General features: G+C 75.7%; 18 protein-coding genes. 6 read left to right on the forward strand and 12 right to left on the reverse strand.

Annotated features, from left to right (window positions below; genetic code table 11):
• The first annotated feature begins 20 nt into the window (after nucleotides 1-20).
• A complete protein-coding gene (locus AC2TEW_RS07020; RefSeq protein ID WP_484622459.1) occupies nucleotides 21-1,163 on the forward strand; it encodes a polysaccharide deacetylase family protein in 1,143 nt (380 codons plus the stop codon).
• Between the two features lie 83 nt (nucleotides 1,164-1,246).
• Here AC2TEW_RS07020 and AC2TEW_RS07025 read toward each other — a convergent pair whose 3' ends face one another.
• The 4 genes from AC2TEW_RS07025 to AC2TEW_RS07040 form a co-directional block, all read right to left on the reverse strand.
• A complete protein-coding gene (locus AC2TEW_RS07025; RefSeq protein ID WP_484622460.1) occupies nucleotides 1,247-2,050 on the reverse strand; it encodes an SGNH/GDSL hydrolase family protein in 804 nt (267 codons plus the stop codon).
• Between the two features lie 207 nt (nucleotides 2,051-2,257).
• Nucleotides 2,258-2,695 (reverse strand): VOC family protein, encoded by a 438-nt coding sequence (locus AC2TEW_RS07030; protein ID WP_484622461.1) that lies wholly within the window; start codon nucleotides 2,693-2,695, stop codon nucleotides 2,258-2,260.
• Nucleotides 2,696-2,760: 65 nt separating this feature from the next.
• The gene (locus AC2TEW_RS07035; protein WP_484622462.1) at nucleotides 2,761-3,381 is read right to left on the reverse strand and encodes an NUDIX hydrolase; all 621 of its coding nucleotides are present in this window, start codon (nucleotides 3,379-3,381) and stop codon (nucleotides 2,761-2,763) included.
• A 988-nt stretch (nucleotides 3,382-4,369) separates the two neighbouring features.
• The gene (locus AC2TEW_RS07040; RefSeq protein ID WP_484622463.1) at nucleotides 4,370-5,362 is read right to left on the reverse strand and encodes a DUF8829 domain-containing protein; all 993 of its coding nucleotides are present in this window, start codon (nucleotides 5,360-5,362) and stop codon (nucleotides 4,370-4,372) included.
• A 314-nt stretch (nucleotides 5,363-5,676) separates the two neighbouring features.
• Here AC2TEW_RS07040 and AC2TEW_RS07045 point away from each other — a divergent pair, with 314 nt between their 5' ends.
• Both AC2TEW_RS07045 and AC2TEW_RS07050 read left to right on the forward strand, forming a co-directional pair.
• The gene (locus AC2TEW_RS07045) at nucleotides 5,677-6,846 is read left to right on the forward strand and encodes an exonuclease SbcCD subunit D (RefSeq protein WP_484622464.1); all 1,170 of its coding nucleotides are present in this window, start codon (nucleotides 5,677-5,679) and stop codon (nucleotides 6,844-6,846) included.
• Entirely contained in the window at nucleotides 6,843-9,875 is a 3,033-nt protein-coding gene (locus AC2TEW_RS07050; RefSeq protein WP_484622465.1) for an AAA family ATPase, read from the forward strand. The genes AC2TEW_RS07045 and AC2TEW_RS07050 overlap by 4 nt, the downstream gene beginning before the upstream one ends.
• 65 nt (nucleotides 9,876-9,940) lie before the next feature.
• Here AC2TEW_RS07050 and AC2TEW_RS07055 read toward each other — a convergent pair whose 3' ends face one another.
• The 4 genes from AC2TEW_RS07055 to AC2TEW_RS07070 all read right to left on the reverse strand — a co-directional run bounded on the left by AC2TEW_RS07055 (nucleotide 9,941) and on the right by AC2TEW_RS07070 (nucleotide 12,296).
• A complete protein-coding gene (locus tag AC2TEW_RS07055; RefSeq protein WP_484622466.1) occupies nucleotides 9,941-10,177 on the reverse strand; it encodes a hypothetical protein in 237 nt (78 codons plus the stop codon).
• 97 nt (nucleotides 10,178-10,274) lie between these two features.
• Entirely contained in the window at nucleotides 10,275-10,697 is a 423-nt protein-coding gene (locus AC2TEW_RS07060) for a YjbQ family protein (RefSeq protein ID WP_484622467.1), read from the reverse strand.
• A gap of 152 nt (nucleotides 10,698-10,849) precedes the next feature.
• Nucleotides 10,850-11,116, reverse strand: coding sequence for a hypothetical protein (locus AC2TEW_RS07065; RefSeq protein ID WP_484622468.1), 267 nt, complete (start codon nucleotides 11,114-11,116; stop codon nucleotides 10,850-10,852).
• A 304-nt stretch (nucleotides 11,117-11,420) separates the two neighbouring features.
• Nucleotides 11,421-12,296, reverse strand: coding sequence for a hypothetical protein (locus AC2TEW_RS07070; RefSeq protein ID WP_484622469.1), 876 nt, complete (start codon nucleotides 12,294-12,296; stop codon nucleotides 11,421-11,423).
• Nucleotides 12,297-12,771: 475 nt separating this feature from the next.
• Between AC2TEW_RS07070 and AC2TEW_RS07075 the strand changes: the two genes are divergently transcribed.
• Nucleotides 12,772-14,967, forward strand: a complete 2,196-nt coding sequence (locus tag AC2TEW_RS07075; RefSeq protein ID WP_484622470.1) for a bifunctional glycosyltransferase/CDP-glycerol:glycerophosphate glycerophosphotransferase — start codon at nucleotides 12,772-12,774, stop codon at nucleotides 14,965-14,967.
• 30 nt (nucleotides 14,968-14,997) lie between these two features.
• Here the strand turns inward: AC2TEW_RS07075 and AC2TEW_RS07080 are convergent, their stop codons facing one another.
• Complete coding sequence (locus AC2TEW_RS07080) at nucleotides 14,998-15,360, reverse strand: hypothetical protein (protein ID WP_484622471.1); 363 nt, start codon at nucleotides 15,358-15,360, stop codon at nucleotides 14,998-15,000.
• Nucleotides 15,361-15,658: 298 nt separating this feature from the next.
• Between AC2TEW_RS07080 and AC2TEW_RS07085 the strand changes: the two genes are divergently transcribed.
• Nucleotides 15,659-16,330, forward strand: a complete 672-nt coding sequence (locus AC2TEW_RS07085; RefSeq protein ID WP_484622472.1) for a lysophospholipid acyltransferase family protein — start codon at nucleotides 15,659-15,661, stop codon at nucleotides 16,328-16,330.
• On the opposite strand, the gene AC2TEW_RS07090 is transcribed toward AC2TEW_RS07085, so the two are convergent.
• Nucleotides 16,303-17,181: an alpha/beta fold hydrolase gene (locus tag AC2TEW_RS07090; RefSeq protein ID WP_484622473.1), complete on the reverse strand. Its 879-nt coding sequence runs from the start codon at nucleotides 17,179-17,181 to the stop codon at nucleotides 16,303-16,305. The genes AC2TEW_RS07085 and AC2TEW_RS07090 overlap by 28 nt on opposite strands.
• A gap of 161 nt (nucleotides 17,182-17,342) precedes the next feature.
• Here AC2TEW_RS07090 and AC2TEW_RS07095 point away from each other — a divergent pair, with 161 nt between their 5' ends.
• Nucleotides 17,343-17,828, forward strand: coding sequence for a MarR family winged helix-turn-helix transcriptional regulator (locus AC2TEW_RS07095; protein ID WP_484622474.1), 486 nt, complete (start codon nucleotides 17,343-17,345; stop codon nucleotides 17,826-17,828).
• Here the strand turns inward: AC2TEW_RS07095 and AC2TEW_RS07100 are convergent.
• Both AC2TEW_RS07100 and AC2TEW_RS07105 read right to left on the reverse strand, forming a co-directional pair.
• The gene (locus AC2TEW_RS07100) at nucleotides 17,820-19,631 is read right to left on the reverse strand and encodes an ABC transporter ATP-binding protein (RefSeq protein ID WP_484622475.1); all 1,812 of its coding nucleotides are present in this window, start codon (nucleotides 19,629-19,631) and stop codon (nucleotides 17,820-17,822) included. The genes AC2TEW_RS07095 and AC2TEW_RS07100 overlap by 9 nt on opposite strands.
• Before the next feature lie 138 nt (nucleotides 19,632-19,769).
• On the reverse strand, nucleotides 19,770-20,543 hold the full coding sequence (locus tag AC2TEW_RS07105; RefSeq protein ID WP_484622476.1) for an SDR family NAD(P)-dependent oxidoreductase: 774 nt from the start codon (nucleotides 20,541-20,543) through the stop codon (nucleotides 19,770-19,772).
• Nucleotides 20,544-20,631: the final 88 nt, after the last annotated feature.

Consider the following 20,631-nt stretch of genomic DNA (forward strand, 5'->3'; position numbering starts at 1 on the left):
CCCCACACAGGAGTTGCTCCGTGTCCACAGTTCTGCGCCGCGCCGCGGCCTGCGCGGCGGGCGCCGCCCTGGCCGTCCTCGGGCTCACCGCCCCGGCCGCCCGGGCGGATCAGCCGCCCGCCGTCGATCCGGCCGCCGTCGACCTGCCCGCCGTCGACCTGGCCACCAATCCCGGGTTCGAGATCCCCACCCTGCCGCTGGGCGACTGGGGTTCGATCCCCGGCTGGACCTGCGGGGCGGGCGAGGCGACCGTGACCGGCGCCGCCCGCAGCGGGTCCTCGGCCCTGTCCGTGACACCGGCGGCCGAGGACTCCACCGGCGAGTGCGCCCAGACCGTCTCGGTCAGGCCCGGCTCCCACTACACCCTGTCCGCCTGGGTGCGCGGCTCCTACGTCTTCCTGGGCGCCACCGGCACCGGCCACGACGTCGCCCCGTCCTGGACGCCCGGCACCGGCGACGGCTGGCAGCGGCTCACCACCGCCTTCACCACCGGCGCGGACACCACCAGCGTCCGGCTGTACCTGCACGGCTGGTACGGCCAGGGGACGTTCGCGGCCGACGACGTCTCGCTGTCCGGCGCCGCCCCGGCGCCCGCGGTGGCCACCTGGAACGCGCCCACCACGGACCGGGTGGTCTTCTTCACCGTCGACGACGGCTGGCAGCCCACCGCGGACGCGGCCCGGCTGATCGCCGACCGCGCGCTGCCGGTGACCGCCTTCCCGCTCCCGATGGCGGCCGGCAACCAGCCCGACTACTTCCGGGCGGTCACGGCGGCGGCCGGGTCCTCGATCCAGGACCACAGCGTCTCGCACCGCGACCTGACCACCCTGAGCGCCGCCGAGCAGCAGGCCGAGATCTGCTCCGCCCGGGACGCCCAGGTGCAGCGGTTCGGCTCCGCCCCGACCATCTTCCGGCCGCCCTACCTGGCCTGGAACGCCGACACCCTGCAGGCCGCCGCCGACTGCGGGATCCGGTACGTGCTGACCGCGACGGCCGACTTCAGCTGGGGACAGTCCACCGTCTACCACGGCGGCCCGCTCCAGCCCGGCGACGTGGTGCTGCTGCACTTCACCGACACCCTCGCCACCGACCTGCAGCGGGCCCTGGACGCGGCCGACGCGGCCGGGCTGAGGCCGGCCGGGCTGGTCGACTACCTGCGCTGACCTTCCCCGGAACACGCGGACGGGTACGGGCCCGCCGTGGCAGTCGCTGCCGCGGCGGGCCCGCACCCACGGAACCGGGCGGATCAGACCCCGGCGGTGAAGGCCGGCAGGTAGCCGCCCGACTGGCCGGCCGCCTTCGGGTGGTAGCTCTCGTCGACCGGGAGCGTGGTGCTGTTCAGCCACACCGTGCCGCTGGCGCAGATCTCGTGGCCGGTGAAGAGACCTCTGACGTCCTCGAAGGTGAAGCCCGCGTTGGCCGCCCGCTTGGCGATCACGTCGTCCAGGGTGTCGGCGGCGCCGTTGATGGCGGCCCGCTTGGTGTCCCCGATGCCGAAGATGCAGCTTCCGCCGATCTTGTAGAGGTGGGGGTATCCGAGCACCACCACGTGCGCGTTCGGGGCCTTGCTGTGGATCGCCGTGTAGACCTGGTCGAGCTTGCCGGGCAGCGTGGTGGTGGCGTAGTTCTTCGCGGCGGCGACCGCGCTCAGGCAGGCGCTCTCGCTGTTCAGCACACAGGTCTGCATGGTGTCCGCGAAGCCCGCGTCGTTGCCGCCGATGGTGATGCTGACCAGGGTGGTCGAGGAGTCCAGCACCGACAGCTGGTTGTTGAGCACGTCACCGGTGCGCGCGCCCGAGCAGGCCACGAAGGAGAAGGCCGACGGCCCGTGGGCGTTCTTCCAGAGATAGGGGTACGCGTTGGTGCTGCGCTTGCAGCTGCCACTGTCGCTCAGGTAGCTGCCGGCGCCGACACCGGACGAGTACGAGTCACCGAGTGCCGCGTACCGGGCGGCCGCCGCGCTGGCGTCGGTGGCGGCGGTCAGCGTGACGAGGGAGAGGAGCACCGCCGCAAGGGTTGCGGGCAGGGCACGGCTACGGACATGGCGCATGAGCACCTCCGGTGGAGTGACGTGGGTCACATTCTGGATACCAGCCAGTAGCCCAACCGGATAGTGGTCATGCCAAAGTTGCCGCCGGGCGGAGCATGAATTTTCCCCTGGAGAACCTGGGAGTCGCCGAGTTGACGCTGTGGCGGAGTGGCGGTGCGTCAGCCGGACGGTCCCGGGCCGGTCCCGGGCCGGGGCCGCCGGACGGGTTCAGCCGAGCACGATCTCCAGCTCGAAGCCCTGACCGTCGATCAGGTGCACCGCCGTACCGGTGTCCACCCGCAGCTCCCACCCCGCCGCCAGCGCAGCCTCCACCGCCGCCCGCGAACCGTGCACCGCCAGGTGGTTCAGCCCGGCGCGCAGCCGCTGGTGCCCGCCGGGGAGCAGCGCCGGCGACTGCTCCACCACCAGGTACGCCGGGCCGAGCCGCCAGCTGCGACCGTGCTCCCAGCGCTGGAACGGCTCGCAGCCCAGCGCCAGCAGCACCGGGCCCCACTGCGCCTCGGTCAGCGCCAGATCATCGACCCAGAGCTCGACGTGGTGGAACAGCCCCGGGGCGGGGGCGGGGGCGGGGGTCGTCGGGGCGGGGACGGGAGTCGCGGGGGTGGGCAGGGACGCGGGCGTGGGCGCGGGGGTGGGGGTGGTCACGGCGGTCGGCTCCCGGGTCGGGCGGGGCTGGGCGTACGGGGGGTGATGGGGCGCGCGACGGGACGTCAGGGCCTGGGGCCGGGCCGGGTCTCGGCGAAACGGCAGCCGGCTGCGGGCAGTTCCTCGATGACCTCGTTCGCGAAGGCCGGTACACCCAGTCCGGCCACCGCGCAGGCTACCGCCGCCCGTGCCTGCCGCAGACCCGGCGCGCCCCAGCCGAGCAGCTCGACCGCCAGCCCGGGGGCGACCAGCAGCCTGCGGTAGTGGCGGCCGGACGCCGGATCGGGCACGGTCGGGCCGACCCGGCGCAGCGCGGCCGCCATCCGCACCCGAGCGCACTCGTGACCGCCGTTGGCCGAGCCGACCCGGTCGTAGAGGTAGCCCAGGTACAGCGGGCGGCCGATCTCCGCCTGTGCCTCCTCCGCCGACTCACGGGCCAGCGCGGCACCCGGATCCCCGCGATCCTCCGGTTCCAGCGAGCCACCGGGGAGGCTGACGATCCCGTCCTTCGGGTTGACCAGGGTGAGCACCCGGCCGTCGGGCGCGAACAGCCAGCCCCAGGACTGCTTCACCGGCAGCCCCGCCGGGACCGGCTCCCCCGGCCGCCAGGGCCAGCCCGCGGTGGGGCGACGCCGTACGCGGCCGAGCAGGTCGGAGATCTCCGCGCTGAACTCGATGCGTCCCATGCGTCTCCCTTCGGGGTGGGGTCGCGGGCGCTCCGGCCGGCGGTCGTCGGTCGTCGGGGGCCACGACCGGCGCCGGGCCACGGAGCCGGGTCGGTGGGGGCCGCCGCGCGCTCTGCCTGTTGATCTTCCCCGAACAGGCGGTCGATGAACAGCCCTGGACCGCCGCCCGGGGCACGGGCCGCACCACCCGGGACCGGCCGTGACCGGCCGCCACCGGACCGACGGCCGGGCCACCCGGGCCACCCGCCCCGCCCGCCCCGGCACCCGGCCGTCGCCGCCGCCCGCGGGCGCGCCGAGCAGAACCTCCGCCCGGTCCCGAGGTGCCACGACGCCCGGGCCCGCCGAAGCCACACCCGCCGGGCTCCACCGGCCCCGCCCCTGCCGGGACGCAGGTCGGCGCGACCACGGGCGTCGGCGGACCGGAGGCAGCCCGCCGGACTCAGCCGCCCCGCAACGCCCCCATGCCCCACCTGCACCGGAGACCGGCGTACCCGGCCGACCGCCGACGGGCCGACAGGCCTCCGCCGAAGGCGAGCCCCACCGGGCCTTCGGACCTCCGGCCGCGGCACCCCGCGGTACGCCGGCGGCGCCCGCAGGCCGAGGACAGCTCACCGGACACCGCCACTCCCACCCCGGCCGATCCCGCCGCACTCCCCGAGCGCAGCCGGAGGCCGAACCGCAGCCGGAGGTCCGGCCAGGAGGGGTCATCGCACCGGGCCACCGCCGCCCCCGATCGAATCGCCGGTGCAGGGGCGGCCGGGCCGACAAGTGGACGTGCGCTCGTTCCGCCGGAGCCGGCTCCGGTGCCCGGGCCGCACCGCCCACCGACCGCACGGACCGGATCCGATCGCCCGCCGATCGGGTCGGATCGGGCCGGCCCGGATCCGATCGGCGGGCGACCAGGGGCTTCCCCCACCGTTCGCGCGCCGCCGTGCGCCGCACGGACCCCGCCGCCGCGCACTCCCCCGGCTCCGGCGCGAGGCGCCGGTCACGGCGGCGCCTGGCCGGGGCCCGGCGGCGGGACGGGGAGCCGGAAGCCCGGGCGGACCCGCCCGGCCACGGCCGGCGCCGCCCGGGCCGGCGGCAGCGCCATCGGCCGCAGCGCGCCCCCGGCCACCGCCCAGCCCAGCACCTCCGCCCCGACGCCCGACGCCCCGCCCGCCCCACCCGCCGTGGCCGCCGCGCCCGCCCCGCCCGCCGACGGCACCCGGTACAGCAGCAACTCCCCCTCCGCCGGCCCGGCCAGCGCGGCCGCGAGCGTCACGCAGAACGCCTCCGTGGGCCGCCCCGCCACCGACAGCCGGCCCGGCGCCACCGACAGCTCCGTCTCCGCCGCCAGCTCCCCGGCCGCCCGGGACGCCGCTCGCAGCACGAGCCGGTGCCGCCCCGGGCCGGCCCCCGCCGCCACCGCCAGCAGCACCTCACCCGCGTACCCGAGCGCCGCGGACGCCCGGCCCGGCGCCCCGGCACCGCCGTCGGCCCGCCCGGCGGCGGCCAGCAGCGCGCTGCACCCGGCGAGCATCCGCAGCCGGTCGTCGTGGTCGGCGACCAGCGCCGGCAGCAGCTCGGCCAGCGGCTCGCCCCGGTAGACGAACGGCTCCCCCGGATGGTCCGGGTCGGCCGCGTACGCCGTCCGGGCGCCCGGCTCCGCCGGGTCGAGCAGGCGCTCGGCGCAGAAGTCCTGGTACCCGGCGGCGTCCAGCAGCCGCAGGTGGACCTCGAGGCCGAGGCCGCCGAGTGCCCGCAGCTGGCGCTCGGTACGGCAGAGGTACTGCGGGTGCGCTGCGGGCGGGTGCCCGGCGGCACCGAACACCGCCAGCGCCCGCAGCTGCTCGAAGTCCGCCGCCCGCGCGGCCACCGCGAGCGCGACGGGCTGCCGGAACGGCGCTCCGCACCGGCCCCGGCGGCGCCCGGCCCGCCCCGGGCCACCCCTGACCCGGTGCGCCGAACGGAACGGTCCGCTGCCGCGCTGCCTGGACATGGCCACTCCCTCCGTACCGCGCGGGCCGCCCCCGCACGGGTCGTCGCCGGACGGCCCGCGACGGCACCGCCCACGTCCGGGAACATACACAGCGTCACTGACAGTCCACGCTCCGCGAGCACCGGCGGGCCCGCGGGTGCCCGCCGCCCATATAACCCACGCCCCCGGCGGGCGGGGGCGGATCCGGCACAACGGCCGCGTTGTCGGTGGTTCCTGTGATACTCGGTGCTGGCCGGCCCTGTCCCGTCGGCCCCGCCGGACGGCGGCGACGCACAGGGAGCGGACGTGGCGAGCATGCGGGTGGTGGCCCGGTCGTGAGACTGCTGCACACCTCGGACTGGCACCTCGGGCGCTCGTTCCACCGCGAGAGCCTGCACGACGCCCAGCGCGCGTTCCTCGACCACCTGGTCGAGGTGGTCCGCACCGAGCGGGTGGACGCCGTCCTGGTCGCGGGCGACGTCTACGACCGCGCGCTGCCCGGCCTGGAGGCCGTCGCGCTCTTCGACGACGTGCTGTTCCGGCTGGCCGGACTCGGCGTCCCCACCGTCTTCATCAGCGGCAACCACGACTCGGCCCGCCGCCTGGGCGTCGGCTCCCGGCTGATCGACCGGGCCGGCATCCATCTGCGCACCGACCCCGACGGCTGCGCCCGGCCCGTCCTGCTCTCCGACGCGCACGGCCCGGTCGCCGTGTACGGGCTGCCCTACCTGGAGCCCGCGCTGGTGCGCGAGCGCTTCGGCCTGGACCGCGGCGGACACGACCGGGTGCTCGGCGCCGCGATGGACGCCGTCCGGGCCGACCTGGCCGCCCGCCCGGCCGGGACCAGGGCGGTGGTGCTGGCGCACGCCTTCGTCACCGGCGGCGAGCCCAGCGACAGCGAGCGCGACATCACGGTCGGCGGGGTGGCGAGTGTCCCCGCCTCGGTCTTCGACGGCGTCCACTACGCCGCCCTGGGCCATCTGCACGGCAGCCAGACCCTCGCCCCGCACCTGCGCTACAGCGGCTCCCCGCTGGCGTACTCCTTCTCCGAGGAGCACCACCGCAAGTCCATGTGGCTGGTCGACCTCGCCGCCGACGGCTCGGTCGAGGCCGCGCGCGTCGACTGCCCGGTGCCGCGCCCGCTGGCCCGGCTCCGCGGCACCCTCGCCGACCTGCTGGCCGACCCCCGGCACACCCCGCACGAGGGGTCGTGGGTGCAGGCCACCCTGACCGACCCGGCCCGCCCGGCCAACCCGATGGAGGAGCTGCGCCGGCGCTTCCCGCACACCCTGCAGCTGCTGTTCGACCCCGAGGGCGGCACCGGTGACGGCGAGGCCTCGTACGCGGCCCGGGTCAGCGGCCGGAGCGACCTGGAGGTCGCCGAGGGGTTCGTCCGGCACGTCCGGCCGGGCCGGGACGTCGACGCGGTCGAGCACGCCTGGCTGGTGGAGGGCCTGGAGGCGGTCCGGCGGAGCACCGAACGCGCTGCGGAGGACGCCCGATGAGGCTGCACCACCTGACGGTCACCGCCTTCGGCCCGTTCGCCGGTACCGAGCAGGTCGACTTCGACCGGCTCGCCGACAGCGGCCTGTTCCTGCTGCGCGGCGCCACCGGGGCCGGCAAGAGCAGCGTCCTGGACGCGGTCTGCTTCGCCCTGTACGGCGAGGTGCCCGGTGCCCGCAAGGGCAATCCGCTGCGCAGCGACCACGCCGCCCCCGACCGGCTGACCGAGGTCCGGCTGGAACTGACCCTCGGCGGCCGGCGGCTGGAGATCACCCGCAGCCCCGAGCAGCGCCGTCCCAAGCGCCGCGGCACCGGCTGGACGGTGGAGAAGCCGCAGACCCTGCTGCGGGAGGCGGTCGCCGACCCGGCCGGCGGGGCGCCCGCCTGGCGGGCGCTCAGCAAGTCCCACCAGGAGGCCGGTGAGGAGATCCGGCACCTGGTCGGGATGAGCCGGGACCAGTTCTGCCAGGTGGTGCTGCTCCCGCAGGGCGACTTCGCGCGCTTCCTGCGGGCCGACTCCAAGCAGCGTGCCGAACTGCTCGGCAGGCTCTTCGACACCCGCCGGTTCGAGCTGCTGGAGCGCTGGCTCGGTGACCAGCGCCAGCAGCAGGAGGCCGCCGTCCGCGAGGGCCGGCGACGGCTGCGCGAGCTGGCGGCCCGGGCCGAGGAGGCGGCCGGCCCGCTGGCCGAGCCCGCCGAGCAGTGGCTCCCGGCCGAGGACGGCCCGGCCGCCGGCTCGGCCGGCCTCGCCGACGCCGTCCTCGGCTGGGCCGCGATCCTGCGGGTCGGCGCCGCCGAACAGCTCGCCGTCGCGTCCGCCGCGCTGACCGGGGCCGAGCAGCAGCACGGCGAGGCCCAGCACCGGCGGCAGCGCGCCGCCGAGCTGGCCGACCGGCAGCGCCGCCACCGCGAGGCGGCGCTCGCCGCCGCCTCGCTGGCCGGGCGGGCCGAGGCGCTGGCCGGCGAACAGGACCGGCTGGCCGCGGCCCAGGCCGCGGTCGGGGTGGAGAGCCTGCTCCGGCTTCGGGCGGGCGCCGCCGCCGCGCACCGCACGGCCGCCGCGGGTGAGCAGCGGCTGCGCGCGCTGCTCACCGAGGAGGCGCTGCGCGCGGCGCCGGCCGCCGCGCTGGCCGAGGCCGAGCACGGTCTGCGGGCCACCCTCGGCCGCCTCGAGGCCGCGCAGGCGGACGAGGTCCGCCGCTGCCGGCTCGCCCGTGAACGCTCCGAGCTGGCCGAGGAGCGGGCCCGGGCCGAGGACCTCGCCGAGGACGCCCAGGAGTGGCTGGTCGACTACGACGGCCGCTTCAAAGTGCTGCAGGAGGAGCAGGCCGCCGCCCGGGCGGCCGAGGCCCGGGTCGAGCAGCTGGACCTGCGCCGGGCCGAGCTGACCGGCCGGCTCACCGCGGCCCGGCGGCGCGACGCGCTGCTGACCGGGCTCGCCGACGCCGAGCGCACCGCCCTCGACCTGCGCGGCCGTGCCCAGGACGCCCGGGCCCGGACCCTGGACCTGCAGGAACGGCGGCTGGCCGGGATGGCCGCCGAGCTGGCCGGTCAGCTGGCCCCGGGCGAGGCCTGCCGGGTGTGCGGCTCGGCCGAGCACCCGGCGCCGGCCCGGCCGGCCGGCACCCCGGTGACGGCGGCGGACGAGCGGCAGGCCAGGGCGGCCCAGCAGCAGGCGGAGACGGCGGCCGAGGCCGCCGAGGCCGCCCTGACGGCGCTGCGGGTGGAGGAGGCGGAGGCCGCCGGCACGGCCGGTACCCGCGCCGTGGCGGAGCTGGCCGCCGAGCTGGCCGGGGTCGAGCACGGCCGGGCCGAGGCGCTGCGGGCCGCCGACGGGCTCGGTCAGCTCGGGCAGCGGATCGACCAGCTGGCCGCCGAGCAGCGCACCCGGCAGGAGCGGCTGCGGGAGGCCGGCGAGCGGACCGCCGCGCTGTCCGCCCGGCTCCAGGCGCTCACCGCGGAGGGCGAGGAGCTGGACCGGCGGCTGGCCGAGGCCCGGGGTGACGCCCCGTCGGTCGCCGCCCGGGCGGCCGCGCTGGCGGGCCTTGCCGATGCGGTGGCGGCCGCGCTGGCCGCGGCGCACACCACCGAACGGGCCGCGGCCCGGCTGGCCGAGGCCGAGCTGGAGCTGGGTACGGCGGCGCTGGCGGCCGGGTTCGCCGGTGCCGGCGCCGCGGAGGCGGCCGTGCTGCCCGCCGCCGAGCGCGCCGCGCTGCGCGAGCGCCTGGAGCGGCTGGCGGCGGAGCGGTCCGCCGCCGAGGCCAGGCTGGCCGATCCCGAGCTGATGGCCGCCGCCGCGCAGCCGCCGGTCGACCAGGAGCTGGCGCAGGCCGTGCTCGGGCGGGCGACGGAGCGGCTGCGCGGGGCCGCCGCCGAGGAGAGTGCCGCCCGGGAGCGCACGGCCGCGCTGGCCCGGCTGGGTGCCTCGCTCACCGCGCTGGCCGCCGACCTGGCGCCCGCGCTGGACCGGTACGGCCGGATCAGCCGGCTGGCGGCGCTGGTGGCGGGCGCGCCCGCGGACAACGCGCTGCGGATGCGGCTGGAGTCGTACGTCCTCGCGGCCCGGCTGGAGCAGGTCGCCGCGGCGGCCAGCGACCGGCTGGTGAAGATGTCGGGCGGCCGCTACACCCTGGTCCACAGCGACGGGCTGGTCTCGGGCAACAAGCGTTCGGGGTTGTCGCTGCGGGTGGTCGACGCCTGGACGGGCAGCGAGCGGGACACCGCCACCCTCTCCGGCGGGGAGAGCTTCTTCGCCTCGCTGGCCCTCGCTCTGGGTCTGGCCGACGTGGTGACGGACGAGGCCGGCGGCATGCCGTTGGACACCCTCTTCATCGACGAGGGGTTCGGGAGCCTCGACGAGCAGACCCTGGAGGAGGTGATGGACGTGCTGGACGGCCTGCGGGAGCGCGACCGGGCGGTCGGCATCGTCAGTCACGTCGCCGATCTGCGCAGCCGGATCCCGGCCCAGCTGCTGGTGCGCAAGCACCGGCACGGTTCGACCCTCCGGCTGGCCGGGCGCGAGGACGCCTGAGCGGATCCCCGGCCCTGCGGACCGGGCCGGGTGGGCGGCCCGGGTGGGCGGACCGGGTGGAGCGGTCAGCCCGAGCAGGCGATCCGCTGGGCCTGCTGCCAGGTGCAGACCGGGCAGAGCGTGCTGCCCGGGTGGTCGGCGGGGTACTCGGTGGGCTCGCCGCACAGCACGCAGTCGGCGCGCGGGCCGGTGGGTGCCGGGTCGGAGGTCAGGCCTGCGGTCGGGTCACCGGCGGGCGCGAGTTCGCAGGCCGCGGCGCCGTCCGGGCGGGCGGTCGGCTCGGGGGTGTCCGGATCCGTCATACCGCCTTCCTACCCGCCGGGCCCGGCTGCCCGCAAGGAGCGGCCGGGCCCGGGCGGTCAGCCGGTCAACTGGTCAGCCGGTCAGCCGGTCAGCCGGTCAGCCGAGGAAGGACAGCCGGACCGAGCGGCGGGGGTTGTCACCGTTGGTGTCGATCAGCACCACGGACTGCCAGATCCCGAGCGCGAGCTGGCCGCCGATCACCGGGAGGGTGGCGTGCGGTGCGACCAGGCCGGGCAGCACGTGGTCCCGGCCGTGGCCGGGGCTGCCGTGCCGGTGCAGCCAGCGGTCGTCGGAGGGCAGGAGTCGGCGCAGCGCGTGCAGCAGGTCCTGGTCGCTGCCCGCGCCGGTCTCGATCACGGCCACACCGGCGGTGGCGTGCGGGACGAAGACGTTCAGCAGACCGTCCCGCCCGGCGGCCGCCCCGGCCAGGAAGGAGGTGCAGCGTTCGGTGATGTCGACGGCAGCCTCGTCGGAGCCGGTGGTGATCTCGAAGACGATGGAGTGGAAGGTGTCTGCCATGGCGCCATCCTGACGGATCGTCGTCCGGGCGGGCGGCGGTGTCCGCGGCGTGGCGCCCGGCCCGACCGGACCCGGGTACGACCGGGAGGGGGATGGCTGCGTCCTGCTGCCATCCCCCTGGACCTGCGGCGCGCCCGGCGCCGAGGCCTGGTCTAGCCGCGGCTGCCGAAGAGGCTGCGGCGGAGCCGGCGCAGCGGCGTCAGCAGCCGCACCCGGGCTGTCCGCCGACGCGCGGTGGAGGTGCCGGCGCCGCGCGGCGTCAGCTCCCTTATCAGCCCGAGGGCCTCCGCGGTGTCCACCGCCGAGAGTGCGGGCGCGCCCAGCACGGCGAGGTGACGCTCGATCCGGCGGCCGGTCGTGCCGACACCGCACTGGATCGCCGGCACTCGCGCCCGGGTCCGTGCTTGCATGTGTTCCATCAATTTCCCACCCCTACGAGGCGCCAGGGCCGTGAGGCGAAGACTATCCGTGTGAGACGGAGTCCGTGCAACCGTCCTGGTGTTCTGCCACCGTATCGTGCGACAGGAACTGACACATCACCAGGTGTCCGTGGCCTGGGTCACGAGTAGGCATCGAAGCCGGCCGGCCGCGCTCCGGCCGCGCGCTCTCTTCGCAGGTCGCGCCGGGCGCACCCGGGTGTCGCGGGTCCGCGGCGCGCGCCGGAGGCCCTCTTCCCTTTACCCCCGGGCACCTGGTAATGCTCCGGTTGTCACCGGATCTCCACTACTGGAGCTGCACCTCCGGACCGTCCGGGAGCTCCGGGGGGTCCAGCAGGGCGGAGACCCCCACCCCGGAGAGGCCGAGCCCGGTGAAGCCGGCCAGCACCAGGACCACCAGCCAGGCGCCCGGGCCGTCCCAGTCGACCTGGCCGCCGTGCAGGACCAGCCCGGTCAGGCCGAGCAGTCCGCTGACGACCAGCGCGGCCATCCCGTTGCGCACCCGGCGCAGCTCCGCCTCGCGCCAGCCGAGCAGCAGGGCGACCCCGAAGGCGACGCACCAGGCGCCGAGCGCCCGGACGTCCAGCGGCCGGGCGGCCCACGGCCAGTGCCGGGCCGCGGGGTCCGGCAGGACGTACAGCAGCAGTCCGGTGACCGTGACGGCGAGGCCGCTGGTGACGATCGGACCGGCCACCCACCAGGGCAGCCGGGGCGCGCGCGGCGGCTTGGGGCCGGCCGTCCGCCACTGCGCGCCGAGCGCGACCAGGCCGATCAGCGGCGCCAGCAGATGGACGCCGAGCCAGGTCCAGGCGGCGGCGAAGGCGGGCAGCGTGCCGCCGGTGAGGTGCAGGGTGCGGCGGCCGAGCAGGCTGGCGCCGAGCATGAGCAGCATGAACAGGGCGCTCGCGGCGGTGGCGACCCGGACCTTCTCCCAGGTCCTGGCCCGCAGCGCGAGCACCAGCATGGCGCAGGAGCCGCCGTACCCGGCCCCCAGCAGCGCGGCGGTGACCGGTGACATCCGCCAGGCGAACAGGGCGTCGGTGGACCCGCCGAAGAAGGTGAGGGCGAGGAAGACCGCGCCGGCGGCGACCGCCAGCGGCCCGAGCATCAGCAGCCTCAGCACCGGGCTGACCGGCCTGGCGGGCAGCGGCGGCCGGCCCATGGGCGCTCCTTTATGAGACTTCGCGTCAATATAGGAGGGTGGGGACACCTGCGGCAATGGTTGGGACATCATTCAGAAACTGAACACATCCGAGGGATTGACTCCACCGAAACCTCCAAGCAGTATCTGTATCAGCACCGTTTCGAGGGACATCACCCCAAGATCCGGAAGTAATGTGTTCGACATATGAATAGTCTTCCGACACTGCAGTGAGTCACTGCTTGGCCGTCTCGACGCTGCGACGGTTCGACTCTCCCGCAGTGAACGGGACCGGCGGTCGGCCGTTGAGGGTCGGCCGGACCGCCACACCGGACTGCCGGTGCCGCCGCTCGCACGGCGCGGCACCGGCGGTCGCGTTTCGCGTTCCCCCGACCGCCGCGTCCGCGGTGATCGAACGCGCAGCCGGGCTCGCTAGAGTTGGCCGTACCGGCGCACCTGCCGACAGCCACCTGCACCCGTCGCGGAGAACCCACGCGTGAGCCCCCTGTTGAGCATCGTCCTGCCGGTCCACGGGGTCGAGCGCTACCTGCCCGGCTGCCTCGACTCGCTCTCCGCCACGGCCGCCCGGCCCGGCGAGGTCGAGGTGATCGCGGTCGACGACCTCTCCCCCGACGGCTGCGGCGCGATCCTGGACGCCCACGCCGCCGGCGACGACCGCTTCCAGGTCCTGCACCTCACCGAGAACCAGGGCCTCGGCGGCGCCCGCACCGTCGGCCTCGCCGAGGCCTCGGGCCACTACGTCTGGTTCGTGGACAGCGACGACTCGCTGCCGCCGGGCAGCCTGGACGCCGTCCTCACCGAGCTCCGCCGCGAGCAGGAGACCGAACGGGCCGGCGGCCGGCCCGCCGACGTCCTGCTCACCGACTTCACCCACGTCTACCAGGACGGCAGCACCGAGCCCAACCCCTGGCGGCACCTGCTCGCCGGCTCCCCGCTGGTCGAGGGCTGCACGCTGGCCGAGCACCCCGCCCTGCTCACCGCCGTGATGTCGGTCTGGAACAAGGTCTTCCGCCGCGACTTCCTGGAGGGCCTCGGCGTCTCCTTCGGCCGCGGCTACTACGAGGACATCTCGGTCACCTACCCCGCGCTGCTCGCCGCCGGACGGCTGCGCTACCTCGACCGCCCCTGCTACGCCTACCGGCGCGGCCGCCCGGGCGCCATCACCGCGACCGCCTCCCCCAAGCACGCGGACGCCTTCGCCCAGTACGACGCGATCTTCGCCTTCCTCGGCCGGCACCCCGAGGTGGGCCCGCAGCTGCGCACGCTGGTGTTCGACCGCACCGTCAAGCAGGCCCTCACCGTCCACGACACCCCCGGGCTGGTGCCGACCGGGATGCGCGCGGAGTTCTTCCGCCGGATCGGCGAGCACTTCGAGCGCCACCGCCCCGACGGCTACCGCTTCCCCGGCGGGGTGCGCGGCCTGCAGTACCGGCTGGTGGCCCGCGGCGCCCGCCGCTCGTACGAGGAGCTGCGGCGCGGCGGCCGGCTGCCCGGGTCGGTCCGGCGCGGCACCCGCGCGGTGGCGCCGGCGGTCCGCAAGGCGGTCCGCGGCAGTGCCCGCTTCACCGCCTACAACACCTTCCGCCGGCTGCCCGTGGACCGGAACCTGGCCGTGTACGCGGCCTACTGGCACCGCGGGTACGCCTGCAACCCGGCCGCCATCTACGAGAAGGCGCGCGAGCTGGCGCCGCAGGTGCGCGGCGTGTGGGTGGTGGAGAACCGCGCCCGGGCGGCCACCCTGCCGGCCGGCGTGCCGTACGTCATCCTCAACACCCCGGCGTACCTGCGGGCGATGGCCACCGCCAAGTACTTCGTCAACAACGTCAACTTCCCGCACACCATGGCCAAGCGGCCCGGCACGGTGCACCTGCAGACCCAGCACGGCACCCCGCTCAAGACCATGGGCATGGACCTGCGGGACTACCCGGTCGCGGCCGACGGCATGGACTTCGAGCGGCTGCAGGAGGCGGTCGACCGCTGGGACTTCCTGGTCTCCTCCAACCCGCACACCAGCGAGCACTTCGCCCGCGCCTTCCCCGGCCGCTACGAGATGCTGGACACCGGCTACCCGCGCAACGACCGGCTGGCGCTCGCCACCCCCGAGGAGTGCGCCGCGCTGCGCGAGCGGCTCGGCATCGAGCCGGGCAGCACAGCCGTGCTGTACGCCCCCACCCACCGCGAGGCGCAGGGCGGCTACGTACCGCTGGCCGACCTGCGCGAACTCGCCCGGCAGCTCGGCCCGGGCTTCACCCTGCTGGTGCGCACCCACTACTTCCACGACGGCGGCGCGGGCGACCTGACGGCCGGTCCCGAGGACGCCAGGATCCTGGACGTCTCCGACCACCCGGTGGTGGAGGACCTCTTCCTCGCCTCGGACGCCCTGGTCACCGACTACTCGTCGATGATGTTCGACTACGCGGTGCTGGACCGTCCGATCGTGGTGTTCGCCCCGGACTGGGACGAGTACCGGCGGGCCCGCGGCGTCTACTTCGACCTGATGGCCGAGCCGCCGGGCGCGGTCGCCACCGACCAGGAGCAGCTGGTGGCGGCGGTGCGGGCCGGCGACCCGGAGCCGGACGCGCGGGCGGCGTTCCGCAAGCGGTTCTGCCCCTGGGACGACGGCCGGGCGGCGGAGCGGGTGGTGCGACGGGTGTTCCCGGTCCGGGACTGACGGTCCGGGACCGACCGTCCGGGGTCAGGCCTACGGGCCGAGTTCGAGGTACTCGGCGACCAGGCCGTCCGGGTGCCGCAGCTGCCGCCCCCGGCCGTGCGGCTTCGCCGGCAGCTCCCGGACCAGCTCGGCACCCTGGGCCAGCAGCAGTTCGGTGGTCCCGGCCAGCGAGTCGACCGTGAACACCACGCCGACCTCGCGTTCGGCGGCGAGCGCCTCCTCGGCGCCGCTCAGCACCAGCACCGGTCCGACCACCGTGACGGTCAGGCCGGTGGCCTCGACGGTCCGGGTCGGGCCCGCCGCGGCACCGGTGACGGACTGGTAGAGACGGACCGTCTCGGTGTGCCGGTCGGGCGCGGTGCGGACCGGGACCAGGGCAGTACGGATCGGCATGGCCACCCCCCGTGGCTCGGCGCGGTTCGGTGCTCCGCCGGTACACGCTAACCCGCCACGGGCCCGCCCGGTCCGGCTTCCGCCGGATCCGGCACCCGCCGGCCCGGGCGGTGCCGACGGCACGTCACGGCCCGCGCCGTGGGCGCCGCGTGGCCGGCCCTGTGCGGGGCGTGACGGGAATCGCACCGGTCCACCGGCCGGAAGGAGTGGACGGGCCCGGGGGGCGGTGTCGTAATCTGCCAGCTGACCTCGGTCCGGGTACGGCCGAGCCCATGTGTCGGCCGGCCGGGGAGGGCCCATGATCAACCTCATCACCAAGCTCGTGCTCAAGCCGCTGGCGAGGACGGTGTACCGCCCCGTCATCGAGGGGCTGGAGAACGTGCCGCGCAAGGGTGGGGTGATCCTGGCCAGCAACCACCTCTCGTTCATCGACAGCGTGGTGATCCCGCTGACCGCGCCGCGCCAGGTGTTCTTCCTGGCCAAGGCCGAGTACTTCACCGGCACCGGGCTCAAGGGCGCCATCGTCCGGTCCTTCTTCACCAGCGTCATCAACGCCGTCCCGGTCGAGCGCGGCACCTACCGGTCGGCGGCCGCCTCGCTGGAGCAGGCGCTGGACATCCTGAAGGACGGCAAGGCCTTCGGCATCTACCCGGAGGGCACCCGGTCGCTGGACGGCCGGCTCTACCGCGGCAAGACCGGGGTGGCCTGGCTGGCGCTGACGGCGGGCGTCCCGGTGGTGCCGGTGGCGTTGGAGGGACCGCAGGACATCCTGCCGGTCGGCCGGCGGATCCCGCGGGTCCGGCAGGTGACGGTCCGTTTCGGCGAGCCGCTGGACTTCTCCGCCCTGCACGGCCAGGCCCGCTCGGCCAAGGCCCGCCGGCAGGTCACCGACGAGGTGATGGCCGCCATCCAGGAGCTGTCCGGCCAGCAGACCGCCGACAGCTACAACGAACTGCCCAAGGCGGCCTGAGCCGGCGCCGCCCCGCCGCCCAGGAACTCCCGCAGCAGCGCGCCGACCTCCCCGGCGCCCGCGGCGGGCAGCGAGTGGTGCGAGGCCCCGGACAGCGTCGCCAGCCGGACGTCCGGCAGCGCCCGGGCGCCCGCGGCGACCTTCCCGAGATGGTGTGCGCGGCTCCGCCCGGCCAGCAGCACCAGGGTCGGCACGTCCAGCGCCCGCAGCGCCGCCGGGCCCGGCCGCCGGCCGATCACCGGCTTCGGGCGCGGCAGTTCGACGGCGCCCAGGGCGAACTGGCGCTGCCAGTCCTCGTCGACCACGGCACCCGCGCACTCCCAGGCCAGGAACGCGCGGACCCGCTCCGCGCTCGGGCGGGCCAGCCTCGGCAGGGCGTGCAGCAGGTAGCCGGGCCGCAGTCCGGCGAAGCAGCGGGTCGGGTCGAGCAGCACCAGCCGGCCGATCCGCCCGGGGTCGTGCAGGGCGTGGCCCAGCGCCTGCCAGGCGCCGTAGGAGTGGCCGCCGAGGTTGGTGCGGTGCAGGCCGAGGCCGTCGAGCACGGAGGCCAGCCAGGCCGTCAGGTCCGCGGGCCGGGCGAGCGGACGGTCCCCGGCCACGCCGCGGCCGGCGTCGCCGGGCGGGTCGACGGCGTACACCCGGTACCGGCCGCCGAGTTCGGCGGCCAGCGCGCCCCAGACGGTGGCCCCGGCGCCGCCGCCGGGCAGCAGCACCAGCGGCTCACCGTCCTGCGGGCCGTGCGCCAGCACCCGGGTGGTGCCGTACGGCGAGCGGAGGTCGAGCGCGGCGGTGCCGGCCGGCCACTTGGCGAGCACGACCTCGTACGCGGTGTGGAAGTCGTCCACGGACATGGGGTCCCCGTTCCCTCGGTCGGCTTTCCCTCGTTGGCCGATACTCTCGGCGGCACATACTCTTGCTGGCCGATATTCTTGCTGACCAATACCTTCGATCACCAATACTCTCGCCGGGCGAGATACTTGGCAAGCGACAGAACGGACGGAAGGCGGGGCGGATGGACGACGGGAGCCGGGCGATGGGGCTGGTGCACCTGCTGCGCGCCCTGACCGTGGAGCTGGACCGGTTCGGCGGCGAGTTCGCCGCCCTGCACGGTCTGCACCCGACCGATCTGCGGGCCCTGATCGAGCTGCTGGACGCCGACCGGGCCGGCACGGCGGTCACCCCGGGCCTGCTGGGCGAGCGGCTCGGCCTCAACTCGGCCGGCACCACCGCCCTGGTCGACCGGCTGGAGCGGCTCGGGCTGATCCGCCGCAGCCGGGACACCGCCGACCGGCGGCGGGTGCTGCTGACCGTCGACGAGCGGGCGGTCGAGCTGGGCCGGTCCTTCTTCGGGCCGGTGATCGGTGAACTGGTCACCGCGATGGCGGGGTTCGACCCGGCCGAACTGGACACCGCCCGCCGGTTCCTCGGGGCGATGGGCGAGGCGGTGGCCCGGGCCCGCCGGGCGGACGGCGCCGCCGGGGCGCCCGGGTCAGGCTGAGACCGGGGCGCCCTCGCGGCGCAGCAGCGCGGCGTAGCGCCCGCCGAGCGCCAGCAGCTCGTCGTGGGTGCCGAGTTCGGCGATCCGGCCGCGGTCGAGCACGGCGATCTGGTCGGCGTCGCGGACGGTCGAGAGGCGGTGCGCGATGGTGATGGTGGTGCGGCCGGCCGCGAGGGCGTCGATGGCCTGCTGGACGGCGAGCTCGGTCCGGTTGTCCAGGGCGCTGGTGGCCTCGTCGAGGATCAGCACCGGCGGGTTGCGCAGGATGGTGCGGGCGATGGCGAGCCGCTGCTTCTCGCCGCCGGAGAACCGGTAGCCGCGCTCGCCGACCAGGGTGTCGTAGCCGTCCGGCAGGGCCGCGATCATGTCGTGGACCTGGGCGGCGCGGGCCGCCTCGACCAGTTCGGCGTCGGTGGCGTCCGGTTTGGCGAAGCGCAGGTTGTCGGCGACCGAGGCGTGGAAGAGGTAGGTCTCCTGGGAGACCACGCCGACCGTGTCGGCCAGGGTCGCGAAGGAGAGGTCGCGGACGTCGGTGCCGTCGATGGTGACCCGGCCGTCGGTCACGTCGTACAGCCGCGGGACCAGGTAGCTGAGGGTGGTCTTGCCGGAACCGGTCTCGCCGACCACCGCCAGCGAGCCGCCCGCCGGGATCTTGAGGTCGATGCCGGCCAGGGTGGGCCGCTCCTGGTCCGGGTGGTAGCGGAAGTCGACGCCGTCGAAGGCGACGTCGCCGCGGACCGCGGCCGGGCGGACCGGGTGCGCGGGTTCGGCGATCTCCACCGGCAGGTCGAGGTACTCGAAGATGCGGTGGAACAGCGCCAGCGAGGTCTGCACCTGCACGCCGGTGGAGAGCAGGCTGACGGTGGGCCGGAACAGTCCCTGCTGGAGCGAGACGAAGGCGACCAGGGTGCCGATCGAGACGATCGGGGCGCCGCCCGCGGCGGTCAGCCCGGCCGCCCAGTAGATCAGTGCGGGCATCGCGGCCATCACCACGCCGATGGTGGACATCCGCCAGCGTCCGGCCATGCTGGAGCGCACCTCCAGGTCGGCCAGCCGGTCGGACTGCCCGGTGAACTCGCGGGAGAGCGAGTCGGAGCGGCCCATGGTGCGGCCGAGCAGGATGCCGCTGACCGAGAGCGACTCCTGGACCGCCGAGCTCATCGCGGCGAGCTGCTTCTGCCGCTCGGTGGTGATCTTCTTGCGCTCGTTGCCGACCCTGCGGCTGATCCAGACGAACAGCGGGAGCAGGAGCAGCGAGACCACGGTCAGCCGCCAGTCCAGCGCGACCATGGCGGCCACACTGGCCACCACGGCGGTCAGGTTGGACACCAGCGAGGTGGCGGTGGAGGTGACGGTGGACTGCATCCCGCCGATGTCGTTGGCGATCCGGGACTGCACCTCGCCGGTGCGGGTGCGGGTGAAGAAGGCCAGCGACATCCGCTGCAGGTGGCTGTAGACGGCGGTGCGCAGGTCGTGCATGACGCGCTGGCCGACGGTGGTGGAGATCAGCGTCTGCAGCACGCCGAAGACGCTGTTCACCACGGCGGCCGCGATCATGCCGAGCACCAGCAGGGTGAGCAGGCCGGTGCGGCCCTGCGGGATCGCGGTGTCGAGCACGGCGCGCAGCAGGAACGGGGTGGCCACCGAGACCACGGCGGAGGCGGCGACCAGCAGCCCGACGACGGCGAGCTGCCAGCGGTAGGGGCGGAAGAGTGCGGCGATGCGGCGCAGCTGGGCGGGTGGCGCGGGCTCGCCCTTGGTGCGTTCGGGCGGGGTCCAGTCGGTTCCTCGGTCGGGTCGCAAGGGCAGCCTCCGTCGGGCGCGGGCGGGTGGGGAGCCAGCATACCGAGCTTGGCTCATGGTTAGCCAAACTAATAATGAGCTCCTGCCTATTCCGGCCGACCCCGGCCCCGCCCGCGCCTCCGCCCGCGCCCGTCCGCCTCAGTCGGTGCGGTAGGTGCGTGCCGCCTTGGCGGAGACGCCGCCGAGACCGCCGCTGGGCAGCAGCCGGGCCACCGCGACCGCCAGCTTGTAGCGCTTGCCGGGGACGGAGAGCGAGCGGCCGCGCGCGAGGTCGCGCAGCGACTCGTCGACCACCCGCTCCGCCGACAGCCAGCCCCAGGACGGCACGTTGCCGGTGCCCATCCCGGCCCGCTGGTGGAACTCGGTGCGGGTGAAGCCGGGGCACAGCGCCTGCAGCCGGACCCCGCTGCCGCCGAGGTCGCGGGCGATGCCCTGGGTGAAGCTCACCACCCACGCCTTGGTCGCCCCGTAGGTGCCGCGCGGCAGGAAGGCGGCGACCGAGGCGACGTTGACGATGCCGCCGCGGCCGCGCTCGCGCATCCCGGGCAGGGCGGCGGTGGTGGTCCGCAGCACCGCCTCGACGTGCACCTTCAGCATGTCCAGCTCGTCCTGGACCGGAACGTCGAGGAAGGCGCCGCGGTTGCCGAAGCCGGCGTTGTTGATCAGGATGTCGACCGGCCGTCCGCCGTCGCGCAGCCGCTCCTCGACGGCGCCGATGCCCTGGTCGGTGGCGAGGTCCGCGGGGAGCGTCTCGACCTGGACGCCGTACTTCTTGGCGAGTTCCTCCGCGGTGGCGGCCAGGCGCTCGCGGTCGCGGGCGACCAGGACCAGGTCGCGGCCGTCCCTGGCCAGGCGGCGGGCGAAGGCGGCGCCGATGCCGGCGGTGGCGCCGGTGATGAGAGCTGTCGTCATGGGGAGACCGTACTGGCTGGTAGCCGCGCCGCGCACCGGTGCGCCGACGCGGGCCGGCGCCGGACCACGGGGAGCGGTCCGGCGCCGG

Source organism: Kitasatospora sp. NEAU-CNBT7, from assembly GCF_057220535.1.